Genomic DNA, 15,142 nt, shown 5'->3' with positions numbered 1-15,142 from the left:
CCCGCCCGTCCGACGCCCGGTGGGGCCGCCGACTCGACACCCATAATGCGATAGGCATGCCAAAGCATGCATAGGTATGCTCCTGGATCATGGAAATGATCCAGGAGCAACCCGACCCCGCCTATCTCGCGGCCGACGAGGCGGTGGACCACGGCCATCCCCTCGTCGCCGAGACCGCCGACGCGCTCTGGACCGCCACGGGCGGCGACCCGTACGCCTACGCCGCCGTGGCCTACGAGTTCGTCCGCGACACCGTCACGCACTCCGCCGACGCCGGCGACGACCGCGTGACCTGGCGCGCCTCCGATGTGCTCGCCGCGCGGACCGGCATCTGTCACGCCAAGTCCCACGCCCTCGCCGCGCTGTTGCGCGCCCGGGGCATCCCGGCGGCCCTCTGCTACCAGCGTCTGACCGAGGACGACGGCTCCGGCCCGCTGATCCACGGCCTCGTCGCCCTGCGCCTGCCCGGCAGCGCCCACTGGGCCCGGGTGGACCCGCGCGGCAACAAGCCGGGCGTGGACGCCCGGTTCACCCTCGACCACGAGCGGCTCGCCTTCACCGTCCGCCCCGAACTCGGCGAAGTCGACTACCCGGGGCTGTACGCGGCCCCCCACCCCGCCCCGCTCACGGCCCTCCGGGAGTCGGCGGACCGGTCGGAGCTGTGGCGGAGGCTGCCGACGGCGCTGTGACGGCCGCCGGCGGTACGGGGCCACGCACCTGCGCGGCGTACAGCAGCGCGGCGGCCGCCTGGAGCCCGGCGATCCCGAGCAGCAGTGTCCACGGCGGTGCGTCGGCGGCGAACCCCACCAGGGCGGCGCCCGCCGACGCGGCCGTCAGCTTGAGCCCCGCCCCGAGCGTGAACACCTGGGTCCGGACCCCGTCGGGCGCGTGGTCCGAGCGGATCCGCAGCGTGGCCGTCAGCAGGGGACCGTCACACACCCCGGCCACCGCGAACGCCACCGCCGCCCACGCGACGGAAGGGGCGAACGCGGCACCCGCCAGAGCCAGTCCCGTCCCCGCCAACGCCCCGCAGGCCAGCCGGCCCGGAGCCACTGCCGTGATCCGACCCAGCGTCAGGGAGCCGCCCAGCGCCCCCACCGCGAAGGCGGTCATCAGCACCCCGCCCGCTCCCGGGTTCCCCAGATCGGCCGCGAACAGCACCGAGGTGGTGGTCAGCGAGCCGATGCCGACGAACGCCAGGGTCGTCGCCGAGGTGATGGCCCGCAGCTCCCGGACCCGCCAGAGCGCCGCCAGACCGCCGCCCACCCCGACCCGGGGTCCGCCCGGCGGCCGGCCCGCGCCCGGGGTTCCGTACGGAAGCGTCGCCGCCAGCACCGTCGCCAGCGCGCCGGCCGCCGCCGGCAGTGCCATCGCGGAGGCCGCCGAACCCGTCGCCGCGACCAGGCTGATCGCCGCCGGAGCGGTCACCCCGGCCGCGTTGTACGTGGAGGCGTCCCAGCCGTACGCCCGGTCGCGGCCCGGGCCGGGCGGCCACAACCCCGCGACCAGGCTGGACAGTCCGCCCGTCACCATCGGCCCGCAGGCGCCCCCGAGCGCCGCCACCGCGAACACCGCCGGCGCCGGCGCGCGGCCCAACAGCAGGGCCAGGGCGGCCACCGCGGCCGTGAACCCCGCCAGACAGCCCACGTGGAACAGCCGGGGGCTGCGCGCCCGCGCGGCGGCGGCCCCGGCGAGCGGGGCCGCCAGCACGTGCGGGGCCAACCAGGCGGTCAGGACGAAGGCACCGAACGCCGCGTCCCCGGTGCGCTCCAGAGCCAACAGCACCACGGCCATGCCCATGCCCTCGGAGGCGAACCGCGCGGCGAGCGCCGCGGCCAGGTACCGCCCGAACCCGCTCATGCGGGAACCCCCTCCGGATCGCGTGACGCGAATCGGGCGCGCTCGGCGGGCCGCCCGGCCACGCACCGCACCACGCCGAGCGGGCCGGCGGCGGCGGGGGAAGGCGCCGACGCGGCACCCACCCCGGGTCGGCCACCCGGCCCGCCTACGTGAACCATCCGTCGGACGGACGGCTCAGCCGGCTTCCTTGACCTGCGCCGGCGTGGGCGCCGTGCCGCCCAGGTGGGCCGGCAGCCACCAGGAGTCCTCGGAGCCCTTCGGCTTGGTCGGGTAGGCGCGCTGCGCCGCGTCCAGCAGCTCCTGCACGCGCTCGCGCAGCCGGCGCGTGATCGCCCCGGCGTACTGGTCCGAGGGCGCGTCCATCGGCTCGCCGATCCGCATCGTCACCGGGATGTGGCTGCGCTTGAGGTCCTTCGGGCGGCCCTTGGTCCACAGTCGCTGGGTGCCCCACAGCGCCACCGGGATCAGCGGGACCCCGGCCTCCTGCGCCATGCGCGCCGCACCCGACTTGAACGTCTTCAGGGTGAAGGACTGGGAGATCGTCGCCTCGGGGAAGACCCCGATGATCTCGCCCGCGCGCAGCGAGTCGAGCGCGTGCTGGTACGCCGCCTCGCCCTGCGCCCGGTCCACCGGGATGTGCTTCATCGCCCGCATCAGCGGACCGGACACCTTGTGCCGGAACACCGACTCCTTGGCCATGAAACGCACCAGGCGCTTCTGGGGCCGCGCCGTCAGGCCGGCGAAGATGAAGTCCAGGTAACCGATGTGGTTGGACACCAGGACCGCCCCGCCCTTGCGCGGGATGTTCTCGGTGCCCTTCATGTCGATACGGATGTCCAGCGCGCGGAACAGCGTGTGCGCCGCGCCGATCACGGGAGGGTAGACGAGCTCAGCCATGGTGGGGAGACCCCGCCTTTCTGCCTGGGGAGGTGCTCCCGGCGGAAGTTACGGAAGCGTAGGTACGCTGACCATGGGGATCGTGCCCCATACGAGGGCTGCTGGCCAGCCCAGACGCTTGTGCCCGGGGAGATTCTCGTCACGCCGGGAAGCGGTGGGGAATGCGGCGCACCCGCGGGGCGCTCGCATCAGCGTACGAACGGAAGCGGGCGGGTGTCGATGGGAGCCGAGGTGCGCGGACACGGGAACGCGGCGGGGCTGGGCGTCGCGGAGCTCGGCGCGGAGCCGGGAGAGCGGGCCAGCCTGGTCCAGTTCTCCAGCGCGTTCTGCCAGCCCTGCCGGGCGACGCGGCGGATCCTCGCCGAGGTGGCGGCCATGGTGGACGGGGTCGCGCACATCGAGGTCGACGCCGAGCGGAACCTGGAACTGGTGCGCGCGCTCGGCATCGACAGGACCCCGACGGTGCTGGTGCTGGACTCGGCCGGGCGGATCGTGCGGCGGGCGGCCGGAATGCCCCGCAAGGCGGACGTGATCGCGGCCCTGGGAGCCGCCGTGTGAGGCCCCGTACGCGAGGCCTCGGGGTCACCCGGACGGCCGGGCGCGCGGCGGGGCCGGACCCGATCGCGCCGGTGCGCGCGCCCGTACGCAGAGTGACGCGCCTGACATCTGGCCGCTGCGGCTTGACTGTGTACACGGGTGATCGTCAGGCTGACGACATGCGGTACGAACTCCTGCTTTACGGACGGACACACGTGGACCTCGTCCGGTACGCGAGCGCGCGCTGTTGGGATCGCTGAACGCCCCCGGCTGCCCGATCCCCACCGTGCCCGCGACCGCGCGGCAGAAGGAGTCCTTCCATGACAGCCCCGACGGCTGAGTTCCCCTCTTCGACCACGGGCCGGCCCGGCTCACCCGATCTGCTGCGCTCCGTCTTCCGGCAACACGCCGCGGGGGTCGCCGTGATCACCGCCGCCGACCCGAGCGGCCGGCCGGTCGGCTTCACCGCGACCTCGCTCAACTCGGTCTCCGCCGAGCCGCCGCTGCTGTCCTTCACTCTCGGAACGGGGTCCTCCAGCTGGCCCGTGATACGGGACTCCGCGCATCTCGGCGTGCACATACTCGGCGAGCACCAGCGGGAGTTGGCGGGACTGTTCGCGCGCGGCGGAGCCGACCGCTTCGGTCCGGGCACGCAGCGGGTCGAGGGTCCGCACGGCGTCCCGGTGCTCTCGGGAGTGCTCGCGTGGCTGGTGTGCCGGGTGGTGGCGCGGGTGCCCGCCGGGGAGCACAGGGTGATCATCGCGGAGGCGGTGGCCGGTGATCCCGCCTCGGGACCGGCCGGCGAGGCGCGTCCCCTGCTGTATCACCAGGGTCGCTTCAACGCGTTGCGCGACTGAATCGTCCCTGCCGGCGCCCGTTCGGGCGGCGTTGGGCAGATCACAGTTCGGTGGCCTTGCCACCAGGGAACACCAACTGTGTACTGACGAGTAACATTCCTGTCGGGGCGCGGGTCGCCCCGATCGGGATCCGCCCGACAAGGCGCCTATGCTGCCTGCACAAGGCGGTATCAGAAATAGACGATGCGGTAGGAGAGCCGGCGTGAGCCTGAGGATCGTTGTCTGTGTGAAGTACGTACCCGACGCCACCGGCGACCGGCACTTCGCCGATGACCTGACCGTCGACCGCGACGACGTCGACGGTCTGCTGTCGGAGCTCGACGAGTACGCCGTGGAGCAGGCGCTGCAGATCGCCGACGAGGCGGACGACGCGGAGATCACCGTCCTGACCGTGGGTCCCGAGGACGCCAAGGACGCGCTGCGCAAGGCGCTCTCGATGGGCGCCGACAAGGCCATCCACGTCGAGGACGACGACCTGCACGGCACCGACGTCATGGGCACCTCGCTGGTGCTGGCCAAGGCGATCGAGAAGGCCGGCTACGACCTGGTCATCACCGGCATGGCGTCCACCGACGCCGCCATGGGCGTCCTCCCGGCGATCCTGGCCGAGCGCCTGGGCGTCCCGCAGGTCACCCTGCTCTCCGAGGTCAAGGTCGAGGACGGCACCGTGACGGGCCGCCGCGACGGCGACTCCGCGAGCGAGCAGCTGGAGGCCTCCCTCCCCGCGCTCGTCTCGGTGACGGACCAGTCGGGCGAGGCCCGCTACCCGTCGTTCAAGGGCATCATGGCCGCCAAGAAGAAGCCGGTCGAGGCCTGGGACCTGTCGGACCTGGACCTGGAGGCCGAAGAGGTCGGCCTCGAGGGCGCCTGGACCGCAGTCGACTCCGCGACCAAGCGCCCGGAGCGCACCGCCGGCACGATCGTCAAGGACGAGGGCGAGGGCGGCAAGCAGCTGGCCGAGTTCCTGGCCGGCCAGAAGTTCATCTAAGAGCTTCGGTCACCTCGACACCCCCCTGACCTCTTCGCATTCGCAGGAGCATTCCCATGGCTGAAGTTCTCGTCTACGTCGACCACGTGGACGGCGCCGTCCGCAAGCCCACCCTGGAGCTGCTGACGCTCGCCCGCCGCGTCGGCGAGCCCGTCGCCGTCGCCCTCGGCGCCGGCGCCGAGGCCACCGCCGCCGTGCTCGCCGAGCACGGCGCCGTCAAGGTCCTCACCGCCGACGCCCCCGAGTTCACCGAGTACCTCGTGGTACCGAAGGTGGACGCCCTCCAGGCCGCGTACGACGCCGTCTCCCCGGTCGCCGTGCTCGTCCCGTCCTCCGCCGAGGGCAAGGAGATCGCGGCCCGCCTGGCCGTCCGCATCGGTTCCGGCATCATCACCGACGCCACCGACCTGGAGGCCGGCGACGAGGGTCCGGTCGCGACCCAGGCCGTGTTCGCCGCGTCGTTCACCACCAAGTCCCGCGTCTCCAAGGGCACCCCGGTCATCACCGTGAAGCCGAACTCGGCCCCGGTCGAGGCCGCCCCGGCCGCCGGCGCCGTCGAGGCGCTCGCCGTCACCTTCGGCGCCCTGGCCACCGGCACCAAGGTCACCTCCCGCACCCCGCGCGAGTCGACCGGCCGCCCCGAGCTGACCGAGGCCGCGATCGTGGTCTCCGGCGGCCGTGGCGTCAACGGTGCCGAGAACTTCCACATCATCGAGGACCTCGCGGACTCCCTCGGTGCGGCCGTCGGCGCCTCGCGCGCCGCCGTCGACGCCGGTTGGTACCCGCACTCCAACCAGGTCGGCCAGACCGGCAAGTCGGTCTCCCCGCAGCTGTACATCGCCTCCGGCATCTCGGGCGCGATCCAGCACCGGGCCGGCATGCAGACCTCGAAGACCATCGTGGCCGTCAACAAGGACGCCGAGGCCCCGATCTTCGACCTGGTCGACTACGGCGTGGTCGGCGACCTCTTCGAGGTCGTCCCGCAGCTGACCGGCGAGATCAAGGCGCGCAAGGGCTGAAACCCTCGGGTCACTCGCTGACCTGCGTACTCTCCGCCTCCGGGGCCGTGTGGTGTTTGTCACCACACGGCCCCGAGTCGTTTCCCCGGGAGGGCCGGGGGACCATTGACGGAGCGGAACCCCGTGACTAAATTCTGCAATACGGATCTAAGATTCCGTGAAGCGGAAAAGAGGAGAGTGCACGATGGGTCAGCAGGAGAAGGTGGCGACGAGCCTCGCAGGCGCGGTCAGCGAGGGCATCAGCGCCTCCCTCGCGCCGGTGGACGCGGAACTCGCGCGCCACTACCCGGGCGACCCCGGCACCCGCCAGCCCATCCACACGGTCTACGTCCCCGGTGACGTCTTCGCCGCCGACACCATCCGTTCCTGGGGCGACCAGGCCCTCGCGGCCCTCGACGAGCACGCCCCGGACGCCGCGACCTTCGCCAAGGTCCTCGGCATCTCCGACGAACTGGCCGTGCCCGTGTACGACCGGGTGCGCGCCAAGCTCGCGTCCGAGCCCATCGAGGACCTGCGCGTCGACTTCGAGGACGGCTTCGGCGTCCGCTCCGACGAGGAGGAGGACCAGGCCGCCGCCCGCGCCGCCCGCCTCGTCTCGGAAGCGTTCGCCAACGGCACCAACGCCCCCTACATGGGCATCCGCATGAAGTGCATGGAGTCCAACGTCCGCGACCGCGGCATCCGCACCACGGACATCTTCCTGTCCGGGCTCCTCGCGCACGGAGGCCTGCCCGAGGGCCTCGTCCTCACCCTGCCGAAGGTCACCTACGCCGAGCAGGTCGGCGCCTTCGTCAAGCTGCTGGAGGCCTTCGAGATCACCCGCGGCCTTCGTCCGGGCCGGATCGGCTTCGAGATCCAGATCGAGACCAGCCAGTCGATCGTCGCCTCCGACGGCACCGCCACCGTGGCCCGGATGATCGAGGCCGCCAAGGGCCGTGCCACCGGCCTGCACTACGGCACGTTCGACTACAGCGCCTGCGTCGGGGTCTCCGCCGCCTACCAGTCGAGCGACCACCCCGCCGCCGACCACGCGAAGGCCATCATGCAGGTCGCGGCCGCGGGCACCGGCGTACGCGTCTCCGACGGCTCGACCAACGTCCTGCCGATCGGCACCACCGAGCACGTCCACGAGGCCTGGAAGCTGCACTACGGTCTCACCCGCCGCGCCCTGGCCCGCGCCTACTACCAGGGCTGGGACATGCACCCCGCGCACCTGCCGACCCGCTACGCGGCCGTCTTCACCTTCTACCGCGAGGGCCTGGAAACGGCCGCCGCGCGCCTCAAGGCGTACGTGGCCAAGGTCGAGGGCGACGTGATGGACGAGCCGGCCACCGCCAAGGCGCTGGCCGGCTACCTGGTCCGCGGCCTCGACTGCGGAGCCGTCGGCGCCGACGAGGTCACCGCCCTGACCGGCCTGACCCGCGCGGAACTGGACGCCTTCGCGATCCCGCGCCGCTCCGCGACCCTGACGGCCACGGCCTGATCCGTTCGACCCGGGCGCCCGAGGCCCGGCCGGGGTGTTCCCGGCCGGGCCTCGCGGCATCCCGGATCGTCCCGTATCCCGTATCCCGTATTCCGCGTCCGGTGCTCGGCGTCGGTCAGGGCCTCGGGGGGATCTCGCCCGAGCCGCGCGGGATCAGGCGCGTGGGGAGTTCGATGCGGGCAGGCGGCAGTGCGGCCCCCGACAGGCGTTGGAAGAGGCGGTCCGTGGCGACGCGGCCCAGGGCGGCCGCGTCCTGGGCGACCACCGTCACGCCGGGACGCAGCAGGTCGGCCAGCTCGAAGTCGTCGAAGCCGACCAGCGCCACCGGGTCGCCGCCGGCCAGGATCCGGACCAGGGTGACCGTCACCCGGTTGTTGCCCGCGAAGAGCGCGGTGACCGGCTCCCGGTCGGTCAGCATCCGGTGGGCGGCCGTCGTGACCCTGTCCGGCGTCGTGGAGCCCAGTGAGACCCAGGACTCGGACACCGGCAGGCCCGCGTCCGCCATGGCCGCCTCGTAGCCCCGCAGGCGTTCCGTCGCGGTGTGGATGCGCGGATGGTCGCCGATGAAACCGATGCGGCGGTGGCCGCCGGCGATCAGGTGGGCCACCCCGTCCCGGGCTCCGCCGAGACTGTCCGACAGGACCACGTCCGCGTCGATCCGGCCCGCCGGGCGGTCCACGAACACCGTGGCCACGCCCGCCCGGATCTCCGGTTCCAGGTACCGGTGGTCGTCCCCGGCCGGAATCACGATCAGTCCGTCCACCCGCCGGGCGCACAACGCGAGGGCCAACTCCCGCTCCCGGTCCGGGTCCTCGGCGCTGGAGCCGTTGATGAGGAGGGCGCCGTGGGCTCGGGCCACCTCCTCCACGGCCCGGTTCAGCGGGCCGTAGAAGGGGTCGGCGAGATCCTCCAGGACCAGGCCCACCGTGGCCGTGCGCCCCTTGCGCAGCACGCGGGCGCTGTCGTTGCGGCGGAAACCCAGTGCGTCGATGGCCTCTTGGACGCGCCGCTCGGTGTCGGGGGTCACTCCCGGCTCGCCGTTGACCACCCGTGAGACCGTCTTCAGGCCCACGCCGGCGTGGGCCGCCACGTCCTTCATGGTCGGCCGGTTGCCGTAGCGGGGCTCGGACGGGCGGCGGGAATGGGGCACGGGATCTCCGGCGGAGTGTTCGGACGAGCCTCGGGCAAGGCTCTGACCTTGAGGATAAGCACTCGGTCGCCGAATGGGTTTCCGTGGCAGGGTGGTGCGGGCAAGCCTCTGGGGGCTTCGAGGCGAGCCATCGGGAGAGGGGTAGACGTGATTGTCTGGATCAACGGCGCTTTCGGTGCCGGGAAGACCAGCACGGCCCGCGAACTGGCCGGACTCCTGCCGGATAGCGCTTTGTTCGACCCGGAGTTCATCGGGGACGCGTTGCGCGTGCTGCTGCCGCGCAAACGGCTCGCGGAGGTCTCCGACTACCAGGACCTGCCGAGTTGGCGGCGGCTCGTCGTGGACACGGCGGCGGCGATGCTGGCGGAGCTGGGCGGGGTGCTGATCGTGCCGATGACGTTGTTGCGGCAGGAGTATCGGGACGAGATCTTCGGTGGCCTCGCGGCACGACGGATCCCGGTGCGGCACGTACTGCTCGCCCCTGAGGAAACGATTCTCCGGGCACGGATCGCGACCAGGGAGGAGCCGGGGGCGCCGGAGCAGGCGGACCTGCGACTCAGACAGTGGGCGTACGACCACATCCCCGCCTACCAGCAGGCGTTGGGCTGGCTGGCGGCCGACGCGCACGTCATCGACAACGGGCGGCTGAGCGTCCGCGAGACCGCCGAACGCATCGCGGAAGCCGTCCGCACGGACGACGCGGGCATCTGCGACATCGTGCAGACGCCCGAACCGACCCGGGAGACGGTGGCCTCCGGCGTCCTCCTCTTCGACGACCGGGACCGGGTGCTGCTCGTCGACCCGACGTACAAACCGGGCTGGGAATTCCCCGGAGGTGTCGTGGAAGCGGGGGAGGCGCCGGCCCGCGCCGGCGTGCGGGAGGTGGAGGAGGAACTGGGGTTGGTCCTGGGGCGGCTGCCGGCGCTGCTGGTGATGGACTGGGAGCCGCCCGCCCACCCGGCGTACGGGGGCCTGCGGCTGCTGTTCGACGGGGGACGGCTGACGGAAACTCAGGCAGCTGAACTGCGCCTGCCAGGACCGGAGTTGAGGGCATGGAGGTTCGTTACGGAGGAGGAGGCGGCCACGTTGCTGCCGGCACACCGTCACGATCGCCTGCGGTGGGCGTTGCGCGCCCGGGAGCGGGGGTGCGCGCTGTACCTGGAGGCGGGACGACCGGTCCCGTAGGGCGGGCCGTCAAAGTGGCGCCCGCAGGCGAACCGTCGGTCCGTGTTCCCGACGGCCACCGCCCCGGAGGAGACCGGGACGGCGGCCTTCAGCGCGGCTGGGGTTCGGTCGTGGCGGCGCCGAGGATCCGGGCGGTGTCCCGGGTCAGCGGGTCGCCGTGCCCGAAGCATGCGATCGACGGGGACAGGTCCGCCAGGCGACGGAACGAGGACGCCGCCTGCTCGCCGTCCACGTTGAACACCCCCTGCATCACCTGCCCGACCCCCGCGACACAGTCGCCCGTGAACAGTACGCCCCGAGCGGGCAGGTGGACGCCGATGCTGCCCGGTGTGTGGCCGGGGGAGTGGACGATCACCGCGCCGCCGCCGAACGGCAGTACCTCGCCGTCCTCGACCTCCCGGTCCACGCGGGTCGGCGGGGCCTCCGGGGCCGTCAGGCCGTGTGCGTACAGCGGGAGTTCCCAGTCCGCCAACACCGGCTCGGGAACGGGCTGTTCGCCCCGGATCACCGGCGCGTCCAGCCGGTGCGCCACGATCTCGGCACCCAGGCGGGCGGCGAGTTCCCCCGAGGCGCCCACGTGGTCGCGGTGGCAGTGCGTCAGGACGATCCGCTCCAGGAGCTCGGGCCGCAGGCCGAGCGAGCGGATCGCCTCCTCGATCTCCGGGGCCGAACCGGCGTATCCGGCGTCGATCAGGGTGAGGGCCTCGTCGTCGCACCACAAGTAGGCCTGGCCGATGGGGAAGCGCAGCATGTGCAGCCGCCCGGGGACCACCTCGACACGCTCAAAGAGAGTCATGTCGCGAACCTACGAGGAAGATCCCCGCTCCCGGCGTCCGGTTCACCGGGAGCGGAGTTCGCCCGTGGCGCAAGCCCTCTACACGCGCCTCGGGTGCGCATCTCAGGCATCGATCTCAGGCGTGCATCTCAGGCATGGATCTCGGACGTGCGCTCAGGCGCGCTTGGATTCGGCGTAGTTGACGAGGAAGTGGGCCTCCGCGACCGACAGACGCTCCAACTCCTCGGGGGAGACGCTCTCGTTCACCGCGTGGATCTGCGCCTCGGGCTCGCTCAGCCCGATGAGCAGCATCTCCGCCTCCGGGTACAGCGAGGTCAGCGCGTTGCACAGCGGGATGGATCCGCCCATGCCGCTGATCTGCATCTTCTGCCCCGGGTAGGCCAGTTCGAGGGCCGCCGCCATCGAGGCGTAGGCAGGGCTGTTCGTGTCCGCCTGGAAGGGCTGGCCCTGACCGACGACCTCCAGTTCGAGGCGCGCCTTCCACGGCGTGTGCGCCACCAGGTGCGCCTCCAGCAGCTTGATGGCCTGCGCGGTGTCCGCGCCCGGCGGGATCCGCAGGCTGATCAGGGCGCCGGCACTGGCGTGCACCGACGGGGTGGCGCCGACCACCGACGGGCAGTCGATGCCCAGGACCGTGACGGCCGGACGTGCCCACAGCCGGTCGGCGATCGTGCCGCGACCGATCAGCTCCACACCGTCGAGGACCCTCGCGTCGCTGCGGAAGTCCGCCTCCGGGTACTGGAGCCCCTCCCACACCGCGTCCGACGCGAGACCGTCGACCGTCGTCGTGCCGTCGGCGGCGCGCAGCGAGTCCAGCACCCTGATGAGCGCGGCCAGCGCGTCGGGCGCGACCCCACCGAACATGCCCGAGTGCAGGTTCCCGCCCAGCGTGTCGATCTTCACCTTCAGCAGGGTCATCCCGCGCAGGGTCGCGACCACCGTGGGAAGACCCAGACGGAAGTTGCCGGCATCGCCGATGACGATCGCGTCGGCCGTCAGCAACTCGGGGTGGGCCTCGGCGTACTGCTGGAGCCCGCCGGTGCCCTGCTCCTCCGACCCCTCGACGATCACCTTCACGCTCACCGGCACACCGCCGTTGGCCTTGAGCGCGCGCAGCGCCAGCAGGTGCATGATGAACCCGCCCTTGCAGTCCGCCGCGCCGCGCCCGTACCAGCGGCCGTCGCGCTCGGTCAGTTCGAAGGCCGGCGAGATCCAGGCGGCGTCGTCCAGGGGCGGCTGGACGTCGTAGTGCGCGTACAGCAGCACGGTCGGGGCGCCCTCGGGACCGGGCAGGAATCCGTACACCGACTGCGTGCCGTCGGGGGTGTCGAGCAGCGCCACGTCCTGGAAGCCCTCGACGCGCAGCGCGTCGGCCACCCAGTTCGCGGCGCCGTGGCTCTCGCTCTGGGGGAACTGTGCCCAGTCCGCCACCGACTGGAAGGCCACCAGCTCGGTCAGCTCCGTCTTGGCGCGGGGCATCAGCGAGGCGATGGTCTCGGCGATCGGATTCTGGGACATGGGCACGCTCCTCTTGGGTGCGACGTTGTTCTGTTTGTACGCCACCCGCATTCGCAGGGGTGTGCGTATGCGGGGTACGGCGAAAGACATTCCCGATCCTCGCACAGCGGGCCGAGGCGATCTCTCACCGTAGGATTTCCCCGGCATCCGAGCAACAGCGTGATCAGGAGCAGCAACACATCGTGAGCAGCGACGACGACGTACACGACGCAAGCGCAGAGCGGTCCGCCGCCGAGGTGACGGAGGAGGGGAACGCCGGGGGGACCGGCGAGGTGTGGGACGTGGTCGTGGTCGGCGCCGGACCGGCCGGGGCTTCGGCCGCGTACGCGGCGGCGACCGCGGGGCGGCGCGTCCTGCTGCTGGAGAAGGCCGAACTGCCCCGGTACAAGACCTGCGGCGGTGGCATCATCGGGCCTTCGCGCGACGCCCTGCCGCCGGGGTTCGTGCTGCCCTTCCAGGACCGCGTCCACGCGGTCACGTTCTCCATGAACGGGCGACTGACGCGGACCCGGCGTTCCAGGGGGATGCTGTTCGGGCTCGTCAACCGTCCGGAGTTCGACGCGGCGCTGGTCGCGGAGGCGGAGAAGGCCGGCGCGACGATCCGTACGGGCACGGCCGTGACCCGCGTCGAGCAGCACGGCGCGGCGGTGCCCGACCGGCGCACCGTGGCCGTGGTGCTCGCGGACGGCGAGACGGTGCTGGCCCGCGCCGTGGTCGGGGCGGACGGCAGCGCCAGCCGCATCGGCGCGCACGTCGGGGTCGAGATGGAGCAGGTCGACCTCGGCCTGGAGGCGGAGATCCCCGTACCGGAGACGGTGGCCGCCGACTGGAAGGGGCGGGTGCTCATCGACTGGGGTCCGCTGCCCGGCAGTTACGGCTGGGTGTTCCCCAAGGGTGACGTCCTCACCGTCGGCGTCATCTCGGCCAAGGGCGAAGGCGCCGCCACCAAGCGGTACCTGGACGACTTCATCGCCCGGCTGGGCCTGGCCGGCTTCGAGCCGTCCGTTTCCTCCGGACACCTGACCCGCTGCCGCAAGCCAGAGTCTCCGCTGTCGCGGGGTCGGGTACTGGTCGCGGGCGACGCGGCGGGACTGCTGGAGCCGTGGACCCGTGAGGGCATCTCGTTCGCCCTGCGTTCGGGTCGGCTCGCGGGGGAGTGGGCCGTCAAGATCTCCGAGGCGCAGGACGCGGTGGACGCACGGCGCCAGGCCCTGAACTACGCCTTCGCCATCAAGGCCGGGCTGGGTGTGGAGATGGGCGTGGGCAGGCGCATGTTGACCCTGTTCGAGTCCAAGCCGGGTCTGCTGCACGCCGTCATCACGGGTCTGAGGCCGGCGTGGCTGGCCTTCGCCCGCATCACGCGCGGCTCGACGACACTCGCCGAACTGGTGCGCCAGTACCCGCTGGCCCGGCGGGCGCTGCACGCGCTGGACAGTCGACAGACCGGCAAGGGCGGTTCCTAGTTCGGCGGTTCCTGGTTCGCCGACGCGGGGTGCGGTCGCTGGACCGGGGCGGGGCGGGCCGGGGCAGGGCGGACGGAGGGTCCGGACGGCCGGGGCGGGGTCGGCGCGGGGTACGGCCGACCGGGCCGACCGGGTCGACCGGGCCGACCCGGTTGGCCGGGCTGGCGGGGTCGGCGCGGCGTCGGCGCGGGGTACGGCTGACCGGGCCGGCCGGGCTGATGGGATGACGGGCCGACCGGGCCAGCCTGGCTGACGGGCCGACCGGGCTGGCGGGCTGACCGGGCCGGCTTTGGGTGGGTCTGGGTCGACCGGGCCGGCAGGTCCGGCCGGGCCTGCGGGTCCGGCCGGGTTGGCTCGTCCTGGCCGGGTCCGGGCCCGGTCTGGTCGGCGGGTCCGACTGGTACCGGCCGGCTTCGGACCGGATCCGACCGGTTCGACGGGTCTGGCCGATCCGGCCCGGTGCGATCAGGCCGACGGCGGGATCCGGTCGGTGAACGGGTCGCCCGTGTGCCGTCTGCCGGTCGGCCCGGTCGGCCGTCTGCCGGTCTTCCAGCTGTCCGCCAGTCGTCCGGCCGTCCGTGCGACGCCGGCTCGGGCCCTTGCGCGGGCCCGAGATCGAGCCCCTGCGCGGAGCCCACGGACCGGGATCGGGCGCAGGGCCGGGCGCCGGGCCGAGTGTCCTGGGCGCGGTGGGGTGGGTGTGCAGGTCGGCGGGATGTGGCCGGCACGGTCGCGACCCGCGCACTCCCGTTCTCCGCCGGCGCGGGAGTACGGGAGCCACGGCCTCACTTCGTGACGGTGATCCGGAAGACGGGGTGGTCGCCGGCCGCCGCCTGGAGCTCGGCGTCGGAGGACTTCGCGGTGACTCCCTGGAAGAACCGGTTGACCTCCCAGCCCCACTTCTCCAGGTAGGCGCGCAGGATCGCCGCCTGCCGCACCGGGTCCGTGATCTCGGTGACCGTGAAGGTGCGCACCTTGCGGCCCACGCGCAGCTCCCCGCCGCCCGCGACCCGCATGTTGCGCACCCACTGGGAGTGGCCGCGAGCCGAGACGAGGTACTGGGCGCCCTCGTAGGTGTGCGGGTTGACCGGGATCCGCTGCATCTTGCCGGAGGTGCGACCCCGGACGGACAGCTCGGCGGTACCGGCGAGGCTGACGCCGAGACGGGCGAGCCTGCCGAAGAGGGCGTTGAAGCGGACGCCGAACGGGCCGGCCTGGAGGTAATAGGGAGCGGGCGCGTTCATGATGGCCTCCGGGACCGCTTGAGAGAGCACTGCTCTCGTTTGAGATCAGTGTGCACGGGCTCCCGGAACAAAGCAAGAGCAGTGCTCTCGAATTGGATCGGTGCACTCGTTCTTGGGCACTGCTCCGTCTGCATGGCACACTGAT

General features: G+C 72.5%; 14 protein-coding genes. 8 read left to right on the top strand and 6 right to left on the bottom strand.

The window, feature by feature from the left end; all coding sequences use genetic code 11:
* Nucleotides 1-89 precede the first annotated feature (89 nt).
* Complete coding sequence (locus tag OHA84_RS06485; RefSeq protein WP_053678291.1) at nucleotides 90-689, top strand: transglutaminase family protein; 600 nt, start codon at nucleotides 90-92, stop codon at nucleotides 687-689.
* Here OHA84_RS06485 and OHA84_RS06480 read toward each other — a convergent pair.
* Together OHA84_RS06480 and OHA84_RS06475 are read right to left on the bottom strand one after the other, a co-directional pair.
* Entirely contained in the window at nucleotides 625-1,860 is a 1,236-nt protein-coding gene (locus tag OHA84_RS06480) for an MFS transporter (RefSeq protein WP_266951855.1), read from the bottom strand. The genes OHA84_RS06485 and OHA84_RS06480 overlap by 65 nt on opposite strands.
* A 174-nt stretch (nucleotides 1,861-2,034) precedes the next feature.
* Nucleotides 2,035-2,757 (bottom strand): 1-acyl-sn-glycerol-3-phosphate acyltransferase, encoded by a 723-nt coding sequence (locus tag OHA84_RS06475; protein ID WP_053678295.1) that lies wholly within the window; start codon nucleotides 2,755-2,757, stop codon nucleotides 2,035-2,037.
* Between the two features lie 219 nt (nucleotides 2,758-2,976).
* Between OHA84_RS06475 and OHA84_RS06470 the strand changes: the two genes are divergently transcribed.
* The 5 genes from OHA84_RS06470 (at nucleotide 2,977) to OHA84_RS06450 (ending at nucleotide 7,641) form a co-directional block, all read left to right on the top strand.
* Entirely contained in the window at nucleotides 2,977-3,315 is a 339-nt protein-coding gene (locus OHA84_RS06470) for a thioredoxin family protein (protein WP_078998870.1), read from the top strand.
* A gap of 299 nt (nucleotides 3,316-3,614) precedes the next feature.
* The gene (locus tag OHA84_RS06465) at nucleotides 3,615-4,151 is read left to right on the top strand and encodes a flavin reductase family protein (RefSeq protein ID WP_053678299.1); all 537 of its coding nucleotides are present in this window, start codon (nucleotides 3,615-3,617) and stop codon (nucleotides 4,149-4,151) included.
* Nucleotides 4,152-4,353: 202 nt separating this feature from the next.
* Nucleotides 4,354-5,139 (top strand): electron transfer flavoprotein subunit beta/FixA family protein, encoded by a 786-nt coding sequence (locus OHA84_RS06460; protein ID WP_053678301.1) that lies wholly within the window; start codon nucleotides 4,354-4,356, stop codon nucleotides 5,137-5,139.
* A gap of 56 nt (nucleotides 5,140-5,195) precedes the next feature.
* A complete protein-coding gene (locus OHA84_RS06455; RefSeq protein ID WP_053678303.1) occupies nucleotides 5,196-6,158 on the top strand; it encodes an electron transfer flavoprotein subunit alpha/FixB family protein in 963 nt (320 codons plus the stop codon).
* A gap of 184 nt (nucleotides 6,159-6,342) precedes the next feature.
* Nucleotides 6,343-7,641 carry an aldolase gene (locus OHA84_RS06450; protein WP_266972714.1) on the top strand — a complete coding sequence of 433 codons (1,299 nt, stop codon included), beginning with the start codon at nucleotides 6,343-6,345 and terminating at the stop codon, nucleotides 7,639-7,641.
* Nucleotides 7,642-7,756: 115 nt separating this feature from the next.
* On the opposite strand, the gene OHA84_RS06445 is transcribed toward OHA84_RS06450, so the two are convergent.
* On the bottom strand, nucleotides 7,757-8,740 hold the full coding sequence (locus OHA84_RS06445) for a LacI family DNA-binding transcriptional regulator (protein ID WP_053678320.1): 984 nt from the start codon (nucleotides 8,738-8,740) through the stop codon (nucleotides 7,757-7,759).
* 198 nt (nucleotides 8,741-8,938) lie between these two features.
* On the opposite strand from OHA84_RS06445, the gene OHA84_RS06440 reads away from it, so the two are divergent.
* Entirely contained in the window at nucleotides 8,939-9,976 is a 1,038-nt protein-coding gene (locus OHA84_RS06440; RefSeq protein WP_266972715.1) for an NUDIX domain-containing protein, read from the top strand.
* Nucleotides 9,977-10,064: 88 nt separating this feature from the next.
* On the opposite strand, the gene OHA84_RS06435 is transcribed toward OHA84_RS06440, so the two are convergent.
* Both OHA84_RS06435 and OHA84_RS06430 read right to left on the bottom strand, forming a co-directional pair.
* Entirely contained in the window at nucleotides 10,065-10,772 is a 708-nt protein-coding gene (locus OHA84_RS06435) for an MBL fold metallo-hydrolase (protein WP_266972717.1), read from the bottom strand.
* Nucleotides 10,773-10,925: 153 nt separating this feature from the next.
* Complete coding sequence (locus OHA84_RS06430; RefSeq protein WP_053678309.1) at nucleotides 10,926-12,290, bottom strand: dipeptidase; 1,365 nt, start codon at nucleotides 12,288-12,290, stop codon at nucleotides 10,926-10,928.
* Nucleotides 12,291-12,526: 236 nt separating this feature from the next.
* Here OHA84_RS06430 and OHA84_RS06425 point away from each other — a divergent pair, with 236 nt between their 5' ends.
* A complete protein-coding gene (locus tag OHA84_RS06425; RefSeq protein ID WP_107089178.1) occupies nucleotides 12,527-13,753 on the top strand; it encodes a geranylgeranyl reductase family protein in 1,227 nt (408 codons plus the stop codon).
* A 785-nt stretch (nucleotides 13,754-14,538) separates the two neighbouring features.
* Here OHA84_RS06425 and OHA84_RS06420 read toward each other — a convergent pair.
* Complete coding sequence (locus OHA84_RS06420) at nucleotides 14,539-14,997, bottom strand: nitroreductase/quinone reductase family protein (protein WP_266972719.1); 459 nt, start codon at nucleotides 14,995-14,997, stop codon at nucleotides 14,539-14,541.
* Nucleotides 14,998-15,142: the final 145 nt, after the last annotated feature.

Origin of the sequence: Streptomyces sp. NBC_00513, assembly GCF_041431415.1 — a bacterium.
Lineage (GTDB): Bacteria > Actinomycetota > Actinomycetes > Streptomycetales > Streptomycetaceae > Streptomyces.
The sequence above is the reverse complement of the archived record's forward strand: the minus strand, read 5'-3'. Positions and strand labels throughout refer to the sequence as shown.